The 18341-nt window shown below is 72.0% G+C and carries 19 protein-coding genes and 1 tRNA gene; 11 read left to right on the forward strand and 9 right to left on the reverse strand.

The window, feature by feature from the left end; translation table 11 throughout:
* Position 1 precedes the first annotated feature (1 nt).
* Complete coding sequence (locus tag MKK53_RS25435; protein ID WP_279598996.1) at positions 2-130, reverse strand: hypothetical protein; 129 nt, start codon at positions 128-130, stop codon at positions 2-4.
* 211 nt (positions 131-341) lie between these two features.
* Between MKK53_RS25435 and MKK53_RS12795 the strand changes: the two genes are divergently transcribed.
* Positions 342-707, forward strand: coding sequence for a c-type cytochrome (locus MKK53_RS12795; protein ID WP_243929084.1), 366 nt, complete (start codon positions 342-344; stop codon positions 705-707).
* Positions 708-919: 212 nt separating this feature from the next.
* Here the strand turns inward: MKK53_RS12795 and MKK53_RS12800 are convergent, their stop codons facing one another.
* From MKK53_RS12800 to MKK53_RS12810, 3 genes are all read right to left on the reverse strand, one after another.
* Positions 920-1438 (reverse strand): MarR family winged helix-turn-helix transcriptional regulator, encoded by a 519-nt coding sequence (locus MKK53_RS12800; RefSeq protein ID WP_243929085.1) that lies wholly within the window; start codon positions 1436-1438, stop codon positions 920-922.
* A gap of 150 nt (positions 1439-1588) precedes the next feature.
* Positions 1589-2533: a site-specific tyrosine recombinase XerD gene (locus MKK53_RS12805; protein WP_313901546.1), complete on the reverse strand. Its 945-nt coding sequence runs from the start codon at positions 2531-2533 to the stop codon at positions 1589-1591.
* A complete protein-coding gene (locus MKK53_RS12810) occupies positions 2530-2679 on the reverse strand; it encodes a histidine kinase (protein WP_243929086.1) in 150 nt (49 codons plus the stop codon). Before MKK53_RS12810 ends, MKK53_RS12805 begins: the two co-directional genes overlap by 4 nt.
* Positions 2680-2950: 271 nt before the next feature.
* Between MKK53_RS12810 and MKK53_RS12815 the strand changes: the two genes are divergently transcribed.
* From MKK53_RS12815 to MKK53_RS12830, 4 genes are all read left to right on the forward strand, one after another.
* The gene (locus MKK53_RS12815; protein ID WP_243929087.1) at positions 2951-3544 is read left to right on the forward strand and encodes a shikimate kinase; all 594 of its coding nucleotides are present in this window, start codon (positions 2951-2953) and stop codon (positions 3542-3544) included.
* 10 nt (positions 3545-3554) lie between these two features.
* The gene (gene aroB / locus MKK53_RS12820; RefSeq protein ID WP_243929088.1) at positions 3555-4673 is read left to right on the forward strand and encodes a 3-dehydroquinate synthase; all 1119 of its coding nucleotides are present in this window, start codon (positions 3555-3557) and stop codon (positions 4671-4673) included.
* 78 nt (positions 4674-4751) lie between these two features.
* A tRNA-Thr gene (locus MKK53_RS12825) sits at positions 4752-4826 on the forward strand.
* Between the two features lie 255 nt (positions 4827-5081).
* Entirely contained in the window at positions 5082-6140 is a 1059-nt protein-coding gene (locus tag MKK53_RS12830; protein ID WP_243929089.1) for a DUF2778 domain-containing protein, read from the forward strand.
* Positions 6141-6236: 96 nt separating this feature from the next.
* On the opposite strand, the gene mdcB is transcribed toward MKK53_RS12830, so the two are convergent.
* The 3 genes from mdcB to MKK53_RS12845 all read right to left on the reverse strand — a co-directional run bounded on the left by mdcB (position 6237) and on the right by MKK53_RS12845 (position 10577).
* Positions 6237-7076 (reverse strand): triphosphoribosyl-dephospho-CoA synthase MdcB, encoded by an 840-nt coding sequence (gene mdcB, locus MKK53_RS12835; RefSeq protein WP_243929090.1) that lies wholly within the window; start codon positions 7074-7076, stop codon positions 6237-6239.
* Between the two features lie 70 nt (positions 7077-7146).
* On the reverse strand, positions 7147-9438 hold the full coding sequence (locus MKK53_RS12840; RefSeq protein WP_243929091.1) for an OmpA family protein: 2292 nt from the start codon (positions 9436-9438) through the stop codon (positions 7147-7149).
* Between the two features lie 59 nt (positions 9439-9497).
* On the reverse strand, positions 9498-10577 hold the full coding sequence (locus MKK53_RS12845) for a DUF2865 domain-containing protein (RefSeq protein WP_243929092.1): 1080 nt from the start codon (positions 10575-10577) through the stop codon (positions 9498-9500).
* A gap of 158 nt (positions 10578-10735) precedes the next feature.
* On the opposite strand from MKK53_RS12845, the gene MKK53_RS12850 reads away from it, so the two are divergent.
* Entirely contained in the window at positions 10736-11254 is a 519-nt protein-coding gene (locus MKK53_RS12850) for a CreA family protein (RefSeq protein ID WP_243929093.1), read from the forward strand.
* An 8-nt stretch (positions 11255-11262) separates the two neighbouring features.
* Here MKK53_RS12850 and MKK53_RS12855 read toward each other — a convergent pair whose 3' ends face one another.
* Positions 11263-11610, reverse strand: coding sequence for a hypothetical protein (locus MKK53_RS12855; RefSeq protein ID WP_243929094.1), 348 nt, complete (start codon positions 11608-11610; stop codon positions 11263-11265).
* Between the two features lie 309 nt (positions 11611-11919).
* Here MKK53_RS12855 and cysS point away from each other — a divergent pair, with 309 nt between their 5' ends.
* Both cysS and MKK53_RS12865 read left to right on the forward strand, forming a co-directional pair.
* Positions 11920-13302, forward strand: coding sequence for a cysteine--tRNA ligase (gene cysS / locus MKK53_RS12860; protein WP_243929095.1), 1383 nt, complete (start codon positions 11920-11922; stop codon positions 13300-13302).
* 26 nt (positions 13303-13328) lie between these two features.
* On the forward strand, positions 13329-14081 hold the full coding sequence (locus MKK53_RS12865) for a S1 family peptidase (RefSeq protein WP_243929096.1): 753 nt from the start codon (positions 13329-13331) through the stop codon (positions 14079-14081).
* A gap of 97 nt (positions 14082-14178) precedes the next feature.
* On the opposite strand, the gene ctrA is transcribed toward MKK53_RS12865, so the two are convergent.
* The gene (gene ctrA / locus MKK53_RS12870; protein WP_243929097.1) at positions 14179-14880 is read right to left on the reverse strand and encodes a response regulator transcription factor CtrA; all 702 of its coding nucleotides are present in this window, start codon (positions 14878-14880) and stop codon (positions 14179-14181) included.
* 425 nt (positions 14881-15305) lie between these two features.
* Here ctrA and fliI point away from each other — a divergent pair, with 425 nt between their 5' ends.
* The 3 genes from fliI (at position 15306) to MKK53_RS12885 (ending at position 18340) form a co-directional block, all read left to right on the forward strand.
* The gene (gene fliI / locus MKK53_RS12875) at positions 15306-16658 is read left to right on the forward strand and encodes a flagellar protein export ATPase FliI (RefSeq protein WP_243929098.1); all 1353 of its coding nucleotides are present in this window, start codon (positions 15306-15308) and stop codon (positions 16656-16658) included.
* A 60-nt stretch (positions 16659-16718) separates the two neighbouring features.
* Positions 16719-17126: a flagellar export protein FliJ gene (gene fliJ / locus MKK53_RS12880; RefSeq protein ID WP_243929099.1), complete on the forward strand. Its 408-nt coding sequence runs from the start codon at positions 16719-16721 to the stop codon at positions 17124-17126.
* Positions 17127-17272: 146 nt separating this feature from the next.
* On the forward strand, positions 17273-18340 hold the full coding sequence (locus MKK53_RS12885) for a lysylphosphatidylglycerol synthase domain-containing protein (RefSeq protein ID WP_243929161.1): 1068 nt from the start codon (positions 17273-17275) through the stop codon (positions 18338-18340).
* Position 18341 lies beyond the last annotated feature (1 nt).

Here is an 18341-nt window from a genome sequence, read left to right on the forward strand (position 1 = left end):
CCTATGTCGGCGTGCGAGGCTGGTTCGTGGCCGGGGGCAGGGAATTCGGGCTGTGCAGCACGATCAGCACACTCCCCACGACCGACAGGCCGAGGGCGATGCAGAATAGGACGAAGATCCAACGGGGCATGGGCCACACGCTAGCACGGCTAGCCCCCTTCCGCCCCGGTTCCGCCGCCGCAGCCATCGTGTCACGTGCGAATCGTGACGGTTCGCGCAAAATGACGGAGCATGTTGCGGGGTCGGGGCGTTGCCAGGATTGTCGGGTTCAGCTTAGACCTGTTCCAGTCGCGACGGGTACGCGCCCGCGCGCCGACCAAGCCGTGATTAGGAGGAAATACATGCGTCAGCTCGTTCTCGGTGCCATCCTCGCCGCGATGATCCCCCTGTCGGCCCAGGCCCAGGAGGCCGGCGATGCGGCAGCCGGTGAGAAGGCGTTCGCGCCCTGCAAGGCGTGCCACAACTTCCAGAAGAACGGCGTCGGGCCGGACCTGAAGGGCGTCGTTGGCCGCAAGGCGGGCACCTACGAGGGCTACACCTACTCGGCCGCCCTCAAGAACTCGGGCATCACCTGGGACGAGGCGAACCTGCACGAGTGGCTGAAGAACCCGAAGGCCAAGGTGCCGGGCACCAAGATGATCTTCCAGGGCTACCCTGACGACAAGAAGATCAACGACGTGATCGCCTACCTGAAGACCCAGTCCTAAAGCTTCTCCCGTGCCCGGCCCCAGGGCCGGGCATCACCGTGCCGGAAGGCCCCCCTCAACCGGGGCCCGAGGCACGGTACGCCGCCTTTCACCCACCGCGGGGACCGTGGCGCAGCCGGGTCGACCCATCGCCGGGAGGCCGGGGTGGCCGTCGTGATCCAACCCCGCCGTCGCGTCGTTCGCGAGTGGGGGCCGACGTCCCGGTGTGCCTCTCAGGTCAGGTCGCTGCTCCGCAGGCCCTGGCGCAGCGTGACGAGGCTCCGCAGCAGATCCTTCCGGCTCTCCACGTCGAGCCCGGTCATGCCGCCGGCCTCGTCGGGGATGCAGGCCAGGGTTCCGCGCAGGCTCTCGCCCGTTTCGGTGAGCAGGATGCTGACCTGGCGCTCGTCCGGCCGGTCGCGGGAGCGGCGGACCCGGCCCGAGGCTTCGAGCCGCTTGAGCAGGGGCGTCAGCGTCCCCGAGTCGAGGAACAGCCGCTCGCCGATCTCCTTCACGGTCAGGCCGTCCTCCTCCCACAGCACCATCAGCACGAGGTACTGCGGATAGGTGAGGTCGTGCCGCCCGAGGAGGTTGCGGTAGGCACGGCCGAAGGCATGGGCCGCCGCGTAGACCGCGAAGCAGAGCTGGTTGTCGAGGCGCTGAGAGTCGTTCACGACGGCCTCGCCACCCTCCGGCCCCACCGCGTATTCGGTCGTCGGTGCGCTCTTGCGCGTCAAGGCGGGCCCCGCCATTCGTCCACCTTTCCGAACATCCGCGACGGCGCAACGCGCCCGGACGCGATCGGGACGACACGTCACCGACGGTCGGTCGGCGTGCCGTCCCACCACCATGGTCGATATCTAGACACTTCACCGCGGTGGCACAATGAATTCAAACGATCCTCAGGCCGCGTCCTGGGCGCTGTCCATCAACGGATGCAGATCCCGGACCATCGCCTTCAGGCGATCATCGAGCACATGGGTGTAGATCTGCGTGGTGGAGATGTCGGCGTGGCCGAGCAACTCCTGGACGATGCGCAGATCGGCGCCGTTATGGAGCAGGTGGCTCGCGAAGGCGTGGCGCAGGACGTGGGGGCTGACCCGGTCGGCCCGGAGCCCCGCCGCGGCGGCGGCCTCCTTCAGGTCCCGGGCGAAGGCCTGCCGGGTGAGGTGGCCGCTCTCGCTGTCGGCGGGGAACAGCCACGGGCTCTCCTCCGGCACCGCGGGCAGGTGGGCCGCCATGGCCGCCCGCGCCGTCTCCGTCAGGGGCACGAGGCGCTCGCGCCCTCCCTTGCCCTTCACCATCAGGATCCGGGCGTCCCGGCCCGCCGCCGAGCGCGGCAGGGCGACGAGTTCCGAGACGCGCAGTCCCGTCGCGTAGAGCAGTTCGAGGAGGCAGGCCATCCGGCGCGCCCGGCGGCCCGGCCCGGGGGGCTGGTCGGGCCGGGCCGCGGCCTCCTGCGCCCCGGCGAGGAGCCGGTCGACCTCGGCCACGGACAGGACCTTCGGCAGGGGGCGACCCCGGCGCGGGCCGGAGACCGGTGCGCTCGGATCGGCCTCGGCCATGCCCTCGGCGTAGAGGAACTTGTGGAAGCCGCGCACGCAGGAGAGGCGCCGGGCGGCGGTGGAGGCCGAGAGTCCCCGAGTCTCGAGGTCGGCCATGAAGCCGCGGAGCGTGGCGGTGTCGGCCTGGCCGAGGCCGAGGCCCACGCGGGCGAGGTAGGCGAGATAATCCGCGAGGTCCCGCCGGTAGGCCTCGATGGTGTTGGCGCCCGCGCCCCGCTCGGCGGCCATCATCTCGAGGTAGTCGCCGACCTCCGGTGAGGGCTGGGCCGCCGGCTCGCTCACCGGGGCGGCTGGAGCTTCGCGGCGGGGATCGAGACGCTCATCTCCCGCGGGGTCGGCTTCACGAAGGTCGCCAGGGCGAACATGCCGGCGAAGACGAGGCCGGCGAGGATCGCGATGGTGGCGAAGAAACGGAACAGGGTCGGCACGTCGGTCGATCCTCGGGCGGACGGGCGCGGGTCCGGGGGGGCCGTTCGGCCGCCAAGCCCGGCCGCATCGGACAGCCGGTTTCCACCATGCGAACGCGGCGCTGACAAGGCCGGCGGCGCCACAGCGCCGGTGCGAACGGCGTGTTTCGCGCTGGCCGTGAAACGCGCTAAGAGCCACGCACAGGATGCGGCACCGGGGTGGCCGCTGCCGGAGCCCGGCTGATCGGCAGGCGGGTACGGGCGTCGTGTGACACGTGTGTTGCGGGTATCGATGAACGAAGCGGAGGCCGGCGAGCCTATCGAAGCGCGTCTGCGACGGGGCCTCGGGCTCCGGTCGATCGTGCTCGTCGGGCTGATGGGCGCGGGCAAGAGCACCGTGGGGCGCCGCCTCGCCAGCCGCCTCGGCCTGCTGTTCAAGGACGCCGACAACGAGATCGAGGCCGCCGCGGGCCTCACCATCCCCGATATCTTCTCGATCTACGGCGAGCCGAGTTTTCGCGATGGCGAGGAGCGGGTGATCGGCCGCCTGCTGCGGGCCGGCCCCCTGGTGCTCGCCACGGGGGGAGGCGCCTTCCTGCGTGAGACCACCCGCGAGCGCATCCGCGAGCGGGGCGTCTCCGTCTGGCTGAAGGCGGATCTGGACGTGCTGATGCGCCGGGTGCGCAAGCGCGGCAACCGGCCCCTGCTGCAGACCGAGGATCCCGAGGCGACCATGAAGGCGCTGATGGAGATCCGCCATCCGGTCTATGCCGAGGCCGACGTGGTGGTGGTCTCCCGCGACGTCTCCCACGACCGCGTCGTCGAGGACGTGATGGAATCCCTCGTCGCCTATCTCGATCCGCCGCCCGCCCTGGCGGCCCAGTGAGCCCCCCGCCGTGACCGAACCGCTCTCCGTCCACGTCGCCCTCGACGGCGACCGTGCCTACGACATCCTGATCGGCCGGGGCCTCGTGGCCGGGGCGGGCGCGCGGGTCGCCGCCCTCGGCGCGAAGGCGGCGGGGATCGTCACCGACACCACCGTGGGCGCCCTCTACGCGGCGGAGCTGAAGGCGAGCCTGGAGGCGGCCGGGCTGCGCACCGGGATCGTCACCATCCCCCCCGGCGAGGCGTCGAAATCCTACGGGCGCTTCGCCGAGGTCTGCGACGGGCTCCTCGCCCTGAGGATCGAGCGCAACGATCTGGTGATCGCGCTGGGCGGCGGCGTGGTCGGCGACCTCGCGGGCTTCGCCGCCGCGAGCCTCCGGCGGGGCGTGCGGTTCGTGCAGGTGCCCACCAGCCTGCTGGCCCAGGTCGACTCGTCGGTGGGCGGCAAGACCGGCATCAACTCGCCTCACGGCAAGAACCTCATCGGCGCCTTCCACCAGCCCCGGCTGGTGCTGGCCGACACGGCGAGCCTCGACACCCTCTCCGAGCGGGAGATGCGCGCGGGCTACGCCGAAGTCGCCAAATACGGGCTGATCGCCGACGAGCCCTTCTTCGCGTGGTGCGAGGCCAACTGGCGGGGCATCTTCTCCGGCGGCCCGGAGCGGGATGAGGCCGTCGCCGCCTGCTGCCGGGCCAAGGCCGGCGTCGTCATCCGGGACGAACGGGAGGACGGGGAGCGGGCGCTGCTCAACCTCGGCCACACGTTCGGCCACGCCCTGGAGCGGATCACCGGCTATTCCTCGGAGCGCCTCGTCCACGGGGAGGGGGTCGCCATCGGCCTCGCCCTGGCGTTCCGGTTCTCGGCCCGGCTCGGCCTGTGCGGCGGGCAGGAGGCCGGGCGCGTGGCCAACCACCTCGCCCTCGCCGGGCTGCCGACCCGCCTGCAGCAGGTGCCCGGCGGCAGCGGCGACGCCGACGCCATCCTCGACGCCATGGGCCAAGACAAGAAGGTCCGCGACGGCGCGCTCACCTTCATCCTCGCCAGGGGGATCGGGCGGAGCTTCATCGCGCCCGGGATCGACCGGGCGGAGGTGCGGGCCTTCCTCGAAGGCGAGCTTGCAGCGGACTGAAGCGGTTCCACCGTCTTGCTTTGGGCGGGGCGGGGGGCTATGAGCGTTCCCGCGTCCCGGCCGAGCGCCAGGGCGGTTGCCGGTGTAGCTCAGTGGTAGAGCAGCGCTTTCGTAAAGCGAAGGTCGGGGGTTCAAATCCCTCCTCCGGCACCACTCTCTTCTTCCCCCCTCCCAGTTCGGCGCGACGTACTGCAACTTCCAATTGCGGCCGAAAGGTGGATCGTCCGGCCTTTCGCCTGAAAAGCGTCCGGTTACGGCCCGGAACGACCACGCCCGCGCCCTGAAATCGCCCCGCCCGTTACGCTGATTCCGCCTGCGTGGATCCTGCCTCGCCGACCTGCGCTGCCGCGATTCGCGAGCGCAACCGGTGGCAGCATCCGCCCCGCGACCAGGAGCAAGGGCGTCCCGATGATCGACCGCACTCAGCCTGCCGCCGGCTCGGGATCCGGCCAGCGCCGTTCCTGCCTGCCGCCGCTGGGACTCTTCGCGGTGGCGGTGGCCCTGGCCGCCTTCGCCCAGGGCCATCTCACCGGGGCGCCGACGCCCGTGCCCCCCGTGCCGGCCGCGGTGCAGACCGCCTTGCGCACGCCCGATCCCGAGCCGGGTCCGGCCGCGCCGGTCCTGACCGAAAACCTCCTCGATCCCTGGCACAGCGACCTCGCCGGCAGGCTCTCGCGCTGGGCCTGGACGCCGGAGGCACCCCCGCCCCCGGCCGAGGAGCAGGCCGTCGCCGCCCCGGCCCCCGCGGACGTGGCGCCGCCCCGCACGGCGATGACGGTGCCCCTGCCGGTGCCGCGCCCGCCGGAGCTGCGCGGGTCCGCCAGCGCCCCCCGCCGGGCCGCCCGGGGCCCCGCCCGGCAGGAGGCTGCGCTGCCGCCGCCCCCCGCGCCGGAGGACAACCGGTCGTTCTTCGAAAAGCTGTTCGGCGTGGAATCGACCCCCGCCCGCGCCTACACGGCGCTGGAGACCAAGCCCGCGGACCTCACCCCCCGCCCGCGGCTGAGCCCGCCCCTCGCGCCACCCGTGGCCGGGGGTGGGACGGCCACCTACGACATCACGGCGCGGGTGGTGATCCTGCCGAGCGGCGAGCGCCTGGAGGCCCATTCCGGCCTCGGCGAGATCATGGACGACCCGCGCTTCGTCAACGTGCGGATGCGCGGGGCGACGCCGCCCGGCACCTACGTGCTGACCGAGCGCGAGCAGGCGTTCCACGGGGTGCGGGCGATCCGCCTGACGCCGGTCGGCGGGGCCGAGGCGGTCTACGGCCGGGTGGGGCTCCTCGCCCATACCTTCATGCTCGGGCCGAACGGGGCCTCGAACGGCTGCGTCTCGTTCCGGGACTACAACCGGTTCCTCGACGCGTACCTGCGCGGGGAGGTGCGCCAACTCGTCGTGGTGGCCGGCGCCGGCGGAGCACCGCCGAACCTCGCCGACGCCTCCGGCCCCGTCCGCATGGCCCGGAACTGATCGGCGCTCGACGCCCTACCCGGCGCCGCCGCGACGCATCACCCGGAGCGGCAGGCCCCCCCGCGTCCTGAATGTGAACTCGGTCGCGGACAGTCCTCACCCGTCCGCGAGGCTGTCGAGGAAGAGGGTGACGGCGAGCAGGTCGGCCGATCCGCCGGGGCTGAGGCGGGCGGCGACGAAGGCGCGGTGAAGGGCGAGCGCCCGGTCCCGCCAATTGGCGACACCGACCCCGCCGGCATCCAGGAACTCCCGGGCCGCGGCCTGGGCGAAACGCAACCCCTCCGGGCCGCCGCGGTGGAGCAGGTTGGTGTCGTCCAGCTCAGCCATCAGGGCGAAGAGGCATTCGATCCGCGCCGCCTGGGAATCCCCCGGTGCCAGGAGCCGCCCCCGCCGCAGGGCCGGAAGGCCGAAGGCGCGCACGGCCGGGAAGCCGGCCGCCGCCTCGGACCCGGCCCCGCCGACGCCATAGCGCAGGGCCGCGAGGCCGCCATGGGTGACGGGGGAGGCCGGCCGGCGGGCGATCTCGCGGCCCCACAGGGTGCCGACCCGCTCGGCCAGGGCCTCGGCGGAGACCGGTGTCCCCGCGCGGGCCGTGGCGGCGCAGATGAGTCCCAGGGAGAAGATGGCGCCCTTGTGGGCGTTGATCCCGCCGGTCGCGGCCAGCATGGCGGCTTCGGCCTGGATGCCGATCCGGCGCAGGGTGGCGAGGGGGGCGTCCTCCGCCCCGGCCCGGGCCAGCTCCGCGAAGAAGGGGGCGATGGCCCCGGCGCTGCGCCGGAGGGTCCGTGCATCCATGTCCCGGTGGCTGCCCGAATCGACCGGACTGACGAGGCCGGGCTTGGGCCACGCCTCCAACTCGTCGAGGAGGGCGCGGTGGGCGAGGTCCGCGATGCGGAGGTCGGCCACGTCGGGGGATGCTGGGGCGGGAAACGGCACGCCGCCTCTTACACGGCTTCGTGCGAAACGGCCTCCCGCCCCCGGAGAGGGGGCGGGAGGTAAGGGCAGGCTACCGCGGCGGGGCGGCTTGGCCCTGGCCGCCACCCTGCTGCAGGAGCGGGGTGATGCGGCGGACCGTGACGCGGCGGTTCTCGCGGCTCGGGGCCTGCGTGTTCACCTTCAGGTACTGCTCGCCGTAGCCCTGGGTGGTCAGGTTCTCCGGCGGCACCTGGAACTGCTGCGTCAGCACCGTCGCCACCGATTGCGCCCGGCGATCCGACAGGGACAGGTTGTCGATGTCGGAGCCGACCGCGTCGGTGTACCCCTCGATGAGGAACACCTCCTGCGGGTTGGCGCGGATCGCCTTGTTGATCGCGTCGGCGATCACCGAGAGGCGACGGCCCTGATCCGGCGTGACCGTGAAGGAGCCCGTGTCGAAGTTGATCGTGTCGATGTCGACGGAGCGCATCCGGGCGCGCAGGTCCGGGCTGTAGCGGATCTGGTCCAGGGTGTAGCGGCGGTCCACCGCCATGATCGGCGGAGCCGTCAGCGCCTCGTAGACGAGGCCCGGATCGGCCTGATCGTACTCGACCACGTAGCGGTCCCGCGGGATGCGGATGTCCGGCGGCGGCAGGACCACGACGTCGTCGTAGATCGGGCGCGGCGGACCGGCGTAGCTGTTGTCGATGATCACCACCTCGCGCCCGTCCGGGAAGCGGCGGTAGCGGCGCAGCATCCGGCCGTCGTCGTCGGTGACCGTGTAGATGCGGTCGCCTCCGGGGCGGTCGATATAGCTGACATAGTCGTCGCCGCGGCGCTCGGAGCGGTAGCCCCGCGGGTCCAGCTCCCGGAACCGCTCGTTCTCGTCGTGGCGGATCAGGTAGCCGTTGCGGTCCTGCACGATCAGGCGGCCCGGCTCACGATAATAGGTGCGCCCGTCCGCGCTGAACTCGCGGCGGTCGCGGCGGACCTGCTCGTAGTCGCGGACCTCGTCGTTGTCGCGGAATCCGCCGGGGATGTAGCCCGGGCGACCGGGCACGTTGAAGTCGCCCCGCGCCGGGCCGTTGGCACCCTGGTCGTTGCGGAACTGTCCCTGTCCCGGCGCCTGACCGGGCACCGGCGGCTGGCCCGGCAAGCCGGGTTGGCCGACGGCACCGGGCGGCTGACCCGGCCTGCCGAACTGACCCGGGGCACCGGGGGCTTGGCCGGGCCCGCCGGGCTGGCCTTGAATGCCAGGGGGCTGGCCCGGGCCGGCGGGGGGCTGACCCGGTCCGCCGGGCTGGCCGGGGGCGACGGGGGGCTGGCCCGGCCCGCCGGGCTGGCCCGGGGCGACGGGGGGCTGGCCCGGGGCGACGGGGGGCTGGCCCGGCCCGCCGGGCTGACCCAGGGCGCCGGGAGCTTGACCCGGTGCCTGCACGGGACGGCCGGGGACGCCGGGCCGCATGTTCGGCGGAAGCGGGCGGTCGGGGCCGGCACCGGGGGCGCCGTCCGGGCGCTGGTTGGGCTGGCCGGGCCCGGCGTTCGGGGCCGGCGGCGTGCCGTTGCGCTCGCCGGGCGAGGGCGCGGTCTCGAGCCGCTGCACCGGGCGGCCGGGAACGCCGGGTGCCGCGTTCGGGGCGGGCGGTTGAGCGTTGCGGTCGGCGCCGGGGGGCGCACGATCAGGGCCGCCCTGGGGCGGGCCACGGTCGGGGCCGGCGCCGGGACGGTCGGGGCCTCGGTCACGCTCCTGCGACCCGCGCTCCGGGGTCGGCCGGTCGGGGGCGGCCTGGGGCTGCGGGCGCGGGGCGGCGGCCGGCGGGGCGGCACGCTCGGGCGCGGCACGGCCCGGAGGCGGCGCCTCGCGATCCTCGCGCCGGTCGGGTCGCTCCTGCCTCTGCTCCGGACGGCGGTCCTCGCGCGGGGGCACGGGCTGCTGCTGACGCGGCGGTGCCGGGCGCTCCTGCTGGGGTTCGGGACGGGGCTGACGGGGCTCCGGTGCCTCCCGCGGCTCCGGCCGCTCGCGGGCCTGCGGAGGGGCCTGCGGAGGTGCCCGCTCGGGGCGCGGCTCGGGACGCTCGCGCTGGGCGGGCGGCGCCTCCGGACGCTCACGCTGGACGGGGGGCGCCGGGCGCTCCTGGCGGGGTTCGGGTCGCTCGCGGGGCGGCGGGGCGGGACCACGCTCGGGGCCGGGGCCTCGCTCGGGGCCCGGAGCGCGCTCGGGGCCGGGGCGCGGGCCGCCGGGGCCCCCGTGCCCGCCGGGACCACGCTCCTCCGGCCCCCCCTGAGCCAGGAGGATTCCCTCCGGCCGCGCGGCGGCGACCTGAGCCAGGACGAGGCCCGGCAGGACGGTGCCAGCCAGGAGGAGGAGGCGGTAACGCTGCATCGGCATTTCGCTCTATTCGGGCGGTACCGAACAGCGCAGATGCCGAAAGGTTCCCGGGATCAGGGCGTCGGCCGGCCCGGCACCGCCACGAGATCCGGGGCGATGACCCGGACGGGGACGTGCTCGCCCCGGCGCCCGTCCGCGTCCGCCGCACTCAGCGCCTTGGACAGCGGGTCGGCGCCCCTCGCGGTATCGAGGCCGGCCCGGTCCGCCGCGTCGGCGGCGAGCTCCGCCGCGGTCTTGTCGGCCCGGCCGACCAGGGTGAGGCGGACCTTCGGCCGCGACAGGGCCTCCGCCTGCATCGGCGTGACGAAGATGTCGCCCTTGTGCCGGACCAGCATGCTCTCCGCCTTCACGAGGGACTGCGCCCAGGTCTTGCCGTCCGGCTTGCACGAGCAGTTCGGCGTGAAGGCCTTGCGGAACCGGAAGGCGTTGGCGAGGCCGGTATAGGCGCGGCTGCCCTTCACCGTGGCCGCCTGCTTCAGCGCCTCGTCGCCGTGGGGCATCGAGTAGGCCACCGCCTCGGTGCCGGGGCAGAGGGCTTGGCACATCTCGTCGGCGCCGCTCCGGCCCTCGGGCAGGTTGGGCATGGGGAAGTAGCCGCCGTCGCAGGTGCGGACGCAGATGACCTGCGCCCCGCCGCGGGCATAGGTCTCGCCCGTGGGCATGGACGCCCCCTCGCGGGCCGTGCAGGTCCGCGCCACGAGGCCCTGCAGCTCGCGCCGGCGGCCGGAATTGTCGTCGATCACCGCGCCGCCATAGGTCGCGTTGAGGGCGCGGATGCGCTGCTCCACCGCTCCGCATTGCGGCGGGCGCGTATCGAAGAACAGGAACTTGCCGCCCTCACAGTTGAGGCTGCGATAGTAGGTCTGCAGGCGGCCGATCTCGTCCTGGAGGGCACGCGTCGCGCTCGCGCCGTTCTGGATCGAGGCGAGCTCGGCCCGGTAACGCCGGCATTCCGGCGAGGGGAGCTGGGGCGCCACGGGCTCGGCCCGGGTGGGCGCGTCCGGCCTGTCCGGCACGGGGCTCGGGAGCGCCTGCGCCGCCCCGGCACCGAGGGCCGCGACGAGCACGAGGGCCACGCGGCGCAGCACCGCCCGGGGGCGGCCGGCCAGACGGGCGAGCGGCGTTGGACGCATCCGTGTCATCGCAGAAATCGCGCTCTGGGTCGGGCTGCGACCGCTGCGCGGCCGGTTCGCGTATTCGGGGGAAGCGAAAGCAATCTTAGCCCTCCTCGCACTGGGGCGTCACCCCTCTTACATGCGGGGCGCCTGACACGAGGGGGAATTGATCGCTCATGTTGTTTCGTAGTCTCACCGGCATCGGCCTTGCGGGCGCGCTGGCGCTCTGTGCCGCCTCCGGCGCGGTGGCGCAGGAGCCCGACCGGATCTTCGACAAATCCACCGTGTGGCGTCCGCTGACGCCCAACGACAAGCTCGTGGTCTACGGGGTCGACGATCCGGCCGTGTCGGGCGTCGCCTGCTGGTACACGCAGCCGGAGAAGGGGGGCATCAAGGGCACCCTCGGCCTCGCCGAGGATGTCTCCGACATCTCCCTCGCCTGCCGACAGACAGGGCCTATCCAGTTCAAGGAGAAGATGAAGCAGGGCGAAGTCGTCTTCAGCGAGCGCCGCTCGCTGATCTTCAAGTCGATGCAGATCGTGCGCGGCTGCGACGTCGCACGCAACACCCTGATCTACATGGTCTATTCGGACAAGGTGATCCAGGGCTCGCCGAAGAACTCGACATCGGCGGTGCCGCTCGCCCCCTGGGGGACCGAGCCGGCGGCCAAATGCGCCGACTTCTTCAAGGGGTAAGGCGGGGATCAATCCTGGCAGGTGATGCGGATCGGGCGGTCGGCCGGCTTGGTGACGGCCGGCTGCTCGATGGCGCCGGTATACTCGTCGGCGGCGGCGGTGCCGTAGGAGCCGGCCGAGGCGAAGCCCTGCGATTCGCACCACGCGTTGGCGACGACCTGCCCGCACTCGCTGCCCGGGGAGGTCAGGCAATCGGCCACGCCGTAGCCGTCGCTGGACGGGATCAGGAAGGTCTTCTCCACGTGGTTCGCCGCCGCCCGGGGCGTCTCGCCGTCGCCGCCCGCGAGGGCCTGCCCGGCGAGGCCGATCGCCGTCAGCGCAACGATAGCAAGGGATCCGGCAGCACTGCGTCGCATGGGGGTTCCTCTGTCACGGGAAGGGTGACGTGACGATCGCTGAAGGGACGGTCGGAGAGTGGGGTTAAGGAACCCTTACGGTCCCGCTCGACCCGATCGCCCGTCGCCCTTCTCGAATTCCTCACGCATTTGCGTTAGCCCCATCGGGCGCCGAGGACCGTCGCGGCGGTGCAACACGCAGCCGGGCCGCGTCCCGCGGCGTGCCACGGTTTCGCCGCTTCCTCGCCGGAGCGCCGCCCAGGCCCTTGGGGCGCGGGGCGAATTCGAGATGGGTCGCCGGGCGGAAGCGGCCGGGAGGTTCGGGGGTTCATGGCGCCGATGTTGCGGCTCTACAACACGCTGACCGGGCAGAAGGACACCTTCCGCCCGATCGATCCCGCCCATGTGCGCCTCTATGCCTGCGGCCCGACGGTCTACGATGCCGCCCATATCGGCAACGCCCGGCCGATCGTCGTTTTCGATCTGTTGTTCAGGCTGTTGCGCCGTCTCTACGGGCCGGCGCACGTCACCTACGCGCGCAACGTCACGGACGTGGACGACAAGATCAACGCCCGGGCGGCGGAGCGCGGCATCACCATCCGCGAGTTGACGGACGGGACGCTGGCGACGTTCCACGCGGACATCCGCGACCTCGGCATCCTCATGCCGGAGGACGTGAACGTGCCCGGCGAACCGCCCCGTTTCATCGAGCCGCGGGCGACCGATCACATTGCCGAGATGGCGGCGATGATCGAGGGCCTCGTGGCCGCCGGCCACGCCTACGTCGCGGACGGGCATGTCCTGTTCGACGTGCCCTCGATGCCCGATTACGGCCGTCTCTCGAAACGGCCCCTGGACGAGATGGAGGCCGGCGCCCGGGTCGAGGTGGCGCCCTACAAGCGCTCGCCCCTCGATTTCGTGCTGTGGAAGCCGTCGAAGCCGGGCGAGCCCTCCTGGCCCTCGCCCTGCGGCATCGCCGGGCCTGGACGGCCGGGCTGGCATATCGAATGCTCGGCCATGTCGGCCAAGCACCTCGGCCGGACCTTCGACATCCATGCCGGTGGAATCGACCTCATCTTCCCCCACCACGAGAACGAGGTGGCCCAGTCGCGCTGCTGCTTCGGCACGCCGGTGATGGCCAACGTGTGGATGCACAACGGCTTCCTCCAGGTGGAGGGGGAGAAGATGTCGAAGTCCCTCGGCAACTTCATCACCATCCGGCAGGTGCTCGCCGATTGGCCGGGCGAGGTCGTGCGCCTCAACATGCTCAAGACGCATTACCGGCAGCCGATCGACTGGACCGTCCGGGGCCTCGAAGAGTCCGGTCGGATGCTGGAGCGGTGGTACGCGGCGGCCGGCGACGCGGCCCCGGCGGCGGAGACGCCGGAGACCGTGCTGGCGCCCCTCCTCGACGACCTCAACACCCCCGCGTCCCTCGCCGAACTGCACAAGCTCGACGTTCCGGCGAGCCTGCGGGCCGGGGCCAACCTGTTCGGCTTCCTGCGCCAGACCCGCTCCGAGCGCGAGCATGCGCGGGTGGCGGCCTCCGGCGTCGACGTGGCGGCGGTCGAAGCGCTGGTCGCCGCGCGGAAGGAGGCCCGGGCCGCCAAGGACTGGGCGGCCTCCGACCGGGCCCGGGACGCGCTCGCCGCCATGGGCGTGGCGGTGAAGGACAACAAGGACGGCACCACCACCTGGACCGTCGCGGGGTGAGCGCGGTCCGCAGCGGGAGCAGGCATTTGCGATTCGTCGGACGGGGCCGCTTCCTCCTTGCCGCGGCCATGGCGTGGCTCGCCTCGTCCCCCGCGCTCGCCATCGACGGCGGCGCCGCGGCGGGGAACGACGCCCTCACCCAGGCCACGGTGGGCATCGGGACGATCACGCGGCCGGAGGAGGCCCTGCGCCTGTCACGCTGTTCGGGCGTGCTCGTGGCGCCGGACCTCGTGCTGACCGCGGCCCATTGCGTGAACGGCGAGCCGCTCGGGGCGCTGGTGGTCTTCTACCGGGGGGCCAACCCGGTGCGCCCGGTCTACGCGGCGCGGATCGCCGCCCGCTACAGCCCCGATCCCGGCGAGATGCTGCCCAACGCGGCGCCCGATATCAGCTTGGCCGACCTCTCCGTGGACCTCGCGGTGTTGCGCCTGACCGAGCCCGTGCGCGGCCGCCGGCCGGTGCCGCTGGCCAGCGACCCGAGCCGGGTGCCGAAGCACCTGCGATTCGCCGGCACCGGCCTGTCCCGGGCGGGGGTCGGATACCTGCGCACGACGGGCCTCACGCCGGTCGCCTCCACCAGCACGGGCCTGACTATCGCCCGGGTGGATGGCGGGCGGATCTGCCTCGGTGATTCGGGCGGCCCCGTCGTCGCGACGGACCGGGGCGGCACCTATGTTTGGGGCGTGGCCAGTGCGGTCATCGCCAAGTCGGCGCCCTGCGGCCGCTACGTCATCGTCGCGCCCGCAGCGCAGGTCTTCTCCGGCTCGGCCGTGCGCTGACCGCGCGGCGGAAGGCCGGCAACGGAACACCCCGCAACGAAAAACCCCGCGCGGCGCGGGCCGGCGGGGTCGAAGGGCTGGGTGGAGGTGGGGCGGATCAGACCGCCATGCGCTCTTCGCTGTCCATCGGCTCGCGCAGCACGTAGCCGCGACCCCAGACGGTCTCGATGTAGTTCTTGCCCTGGCTCGCATTGGCCAGCTTCTTACGCAGCTTACAGATGAAGACGTCGATGATCTTCAACTCGGGCTCGTCCATGCCGCCGTAGAGATGGTTCAGGAACATCTCCTTGGTGAGGGTCGTGCCCTTCCGGAGCGAGAGGAGTTCCAGCATCTGGTACTCCTTGCCGGTGAGGTGGACCCGGGCGCCGCCGACTTCGACGGTCTTCTGATCGAGGTTCACGATCAGGTCGCCGGTGGTGATGACCGACTGGGCATGTCCCTTCGAGCGACGGACGATGGCGTGGATACGGGCCACCAGTTCGTCCTTGTGGAACGGCTTGGTCAGGTAGTCGTCGGCGCCGAAGCCGAGGCCCTTCACCTTGTCCTCGATCCCGGCGAGGCCGGAAAGGATCAGGATCGGGGTCTTCACCTTCGCAACCCGGAGGTTGCGGAGCACCTCGTAGCCCGACATGTCGGGCAGGTTCAGATCGAGTAGGATGATGTCGTAGTCGTACAGCTTGCCGAGGTCGATCCCCTCTTCGCCAAGGTCTGTCGTGTAAGTGTTGAAGTTCTCGGACTTCAGCATCAACTCGATGCTTTGCGCAGTCGCGCTGTCGTCCTCGATCAGAAGTACCCGCATCGTAGGTCCCCAGCCCAGCCGGCCGTATCAGTGCGCGCACACGTCCCCGTCGACAGCCTGCCACCGGCCTGTGGACAGGCGCCCCACCGCTCTTGACGTGAAACGCTATGAGTTAATCGTTAACAAAACCTGATTCCCGCCCGCAAGCTCTTACTTGCGCGATCGACCAGATTGGCCGGAGAAAAGTGCCCCCGCCTCGTGGGTGGGACGCCGGAGCGTCCCCTCGATCGTCGCTGGATTCGCCCGCGACCCGTGTCTAAGTGCTTCGGCCGCAACGCTCCGGCGAAGGGGCGTGACCCGCCTGCCACACCCGCCCTGCAATGCGGGGGGGAGATGGCCGACGAGGGTCCCGGCGCCGGGCCGCTACAAGCCCGATGACCGCAGTGTTAAGGAGGCGGGTAAACGAACCGTTGAGGGCGGGCCCTTTGGCGAACGAGCCGGCAAGAATCGTGACTTCTTTGTCCGGCGCCCTGGCCGGCATCGACCAAATCGGGACACTCCAGACCTACGGGCGCGTAGTGGCGATCCGCGGCCTGCTGATCGAGGTCGCCGGCCCGGTGGCGGCCATGCGCCTGGGCGGGCGCCTGGACGTCGAAGGTGCGGGCGGGCAGGGGGCGATCCCGTGCGAGATCATCGGCTTCCAGGGCGACCGGGCGCTGGCGATGCCGTTCGGCTCGCTGGAGGGCGTGCGCCGGGGCTGCCCGGCCTATGTCCGGGACGAGGCCGCCGGCGCGATCCGCCCGTCCCCGGCCTGGCTCGGCCGGGTCATCGACGCCCTGGGGCGGCCGGTGGACGGGCTCGGCCCCCTGCCGCAGGGGCCGGAGATCTATCCGCTCCGGGCCGATCCGCCGCCGGCCCATGCCCGGCAGCGGGTGGGGGCCCCCCTCGACCTCGGCATCCGCTGCCTCAACACCTTCCTCACGATGTGCGCCGGCCAGCGCATGGGCATCTTCGCGGGCAGCGGCGTCGGCAAGTCTGTGCTGCTCTCCATGCTCGCGCGCTACACCGCGGCGGACGTGGCGGTCATCGGACTCGTGGGCGAGCGCGGGCGCGAGGTGCAGGAGTTCCTGCAGGACGATCTGGGGGCGGCGGGCCTCGCCCGTTCCGTGGTGGTGGTGGCGACCTCCGACGAGCCCGCCCTGATGCGCCGCAACGCCGCCTACGTCACCCTCTCCGTGGCCGAGCACTTCCGCGATCAGGGCGCGCGGGTGCTGTGCATGATCGACTCGATCACCCGCTTCGCCATGGCCCAGCGCGACATCGGCCTCGCGGCGGGCGAGCCGCCGACGGCGAAGGGCTACACCCCCACGGTCTTCTCCGAGCTGCCGCGTCTGCTGGAGCGGGCCGGGCCGGGGACCGGGGCGGGGACGATCTCGGCCCTCTTCACCGTGCTGGTGGAGGGCGACGACCACAACGAGCCGGTGGCCGATGCGGTCCGCGGCATCCTCGACGGGCACATCGTCATGGAGCGCGCCATCGCCGAGCGCGGGCGCTACCCGGCGATCAACGTGCTCCGATCGGTGTCCCGCACCATGCCCCGCTCCTGCGATCCGGCCTACCTGCCGGTGGTGCGCCGGGCGCGCCGGGTGCTCTCCACCTACGCGGACATGGAGGAGCTGATCCGCCTCGGCGCCTACCGGGCCGGCTCGTCGCAGGAGGTCGATGAAGCGGTCGCTCTCATGCCAGATCTTGAGGCTTTTCTGGGGCAGGGTAAGGAAGAAGCAACGTCCATAGGCGATGGTTACGCACGGCTCGCCCAGATCGTCGGGGGGAGCTGATAAGCGTCGCGCATCGGGCGGCAATGGCCGGCGCGCATCGCGTGGAGTGAGCGTTCCCCAATGAAATCGCGTGACACGCTGATCCGCCTGCGCCGCTTCCAGGTCGATGAGAAGCGTCGCCGCGTCACTCAAATCGAAATGATGATGGCGGACTTCAACCGCATGGCGACCGAGCTCGACCGGGAGGTCGCCATGGAGGAGGCGCGGGCGGGCATCACCGATGTCGCCCACTTCGCCTACCCGACCTATGCCCGCGCCGCGGCGACCCGCCGGGACAACATGCGCCAGTCGGCCCAGGCCCTCGAAGGCCAGCTGGCCGAGGCGAAGGCCGAGCTCGGCGAGGCGTTCGAGGAACTGAAGAAGGTCGAGATCCTGGACGACCGGGAGCGTTCGGCCGAGCGGGCCGCCGAATCCGCCCGCGATCAGGCGGCGATGGACGGCATCGGCCTCTCCCGCGCCCGCGCCTGACGCGCACCTGAATCGGGAGCCCCGCCGGGCTTGCACGAAAGCGTCACGATCGGGTGACATGGGAGCGCGCCAGCAGCCGGGTTCGACCGGGTTGCGGCGCGCCGGATAGTGGCGCATCAGGGGTCGTTCCCGAGGCGTCGGTGTCCATGAAGAAGCTCAGCGAGTTCATCTGGCCGGTGATCGGCCTCGCGGCCGTCGTGATCTCCGGCTACTTCCTGTATCAGGAACTCAAGACGACCTCGATTTCCGCTATCGGCGACGCGATCCTGGCGATTCCTCCGCATCGGATCCTGCTGGCGGGGCTTTCAACCCTGGTCGCCTACGCGGCGCTCGCCTGGTACGACCGGATCGCGCTGCTGCACCTCGGGGTGCGCCACATCTCGTGGCTGTTCGTCTCGCTCTGCTCCTTCACCACCTACGCGCTCTCGCACAATATCGGCGCCTCGGTCTTCTCCGGCGCGCTGGTGCGCTACCGCGCCTACACGGCCAAGGGGCTCTCGGCGGCGCAGGTGGCCGTCCTCGTCGCCCTGTGCTCCTTCACGTTCTTCCTCGGCACGGTGCTGCTCGGCGGCATGACGCTGGTCATCGATCCGCAGCTCCTCTCCCGGCTCGACGGCAAGCTGCCGGGCTTCCTGACCGATCCGAAGACCGCCCTCGTCGTCGGCGCCTGCATGCTCGGCTTCGTCGCCCTCTACGCCCTGGGCTCGATCCTGCACATGCGGCCGCTGCACGTCCGGTCGTTCAAGCTCGAATATCCGCGCCCCGGCATCATGGTGCGGCAGCTCCTGGCGGCGCCCCTCGAGCTGCTCGGCGCGGCCGGCATCATCTATTTCGCCCTGCCGGATGCGATGAACCCCGGCTTCATCCCGGTGCTGGCGATCTTCCTCGCCTCGTTCTCCGTCGCCCTGGCCTCCCACGCCCCCGGCGGCCTCGGCGTGTTCGAGATCGTGTTCATCACCGCGATGCACATCACCGACGTCGCCCAGAAGGATGCGATCATCGCGGCGGTGATCGTCTTCCGCATCTTCTATTTCTGGATCCCGGCGCTGATCTCGATCGTCGTGGTGGTCGCCTTCGAGCGTTCGAGGCTGGCGGCGGCGATCGGCACCGCCGCCCATCCGAAGCCGCAGCGGCCCGTGCCGGAGGCGCCCGTCACCGTGCCCGGCCTCGACGCCCACGAGATGGAGCGGGACCTGAAGCGCAAGGCGGTCTGAA

The sequence above is a fragment of the Methylobacterium sp. J-076 genome, assembly GCF_022829405.1.
Taxonomy (GTDB): domain Bacteria; phylum Pseudomonadota; class Alphaproteobacteria; order Rhizobiales; family Beijerinckiaceae; genus Methylobacterium.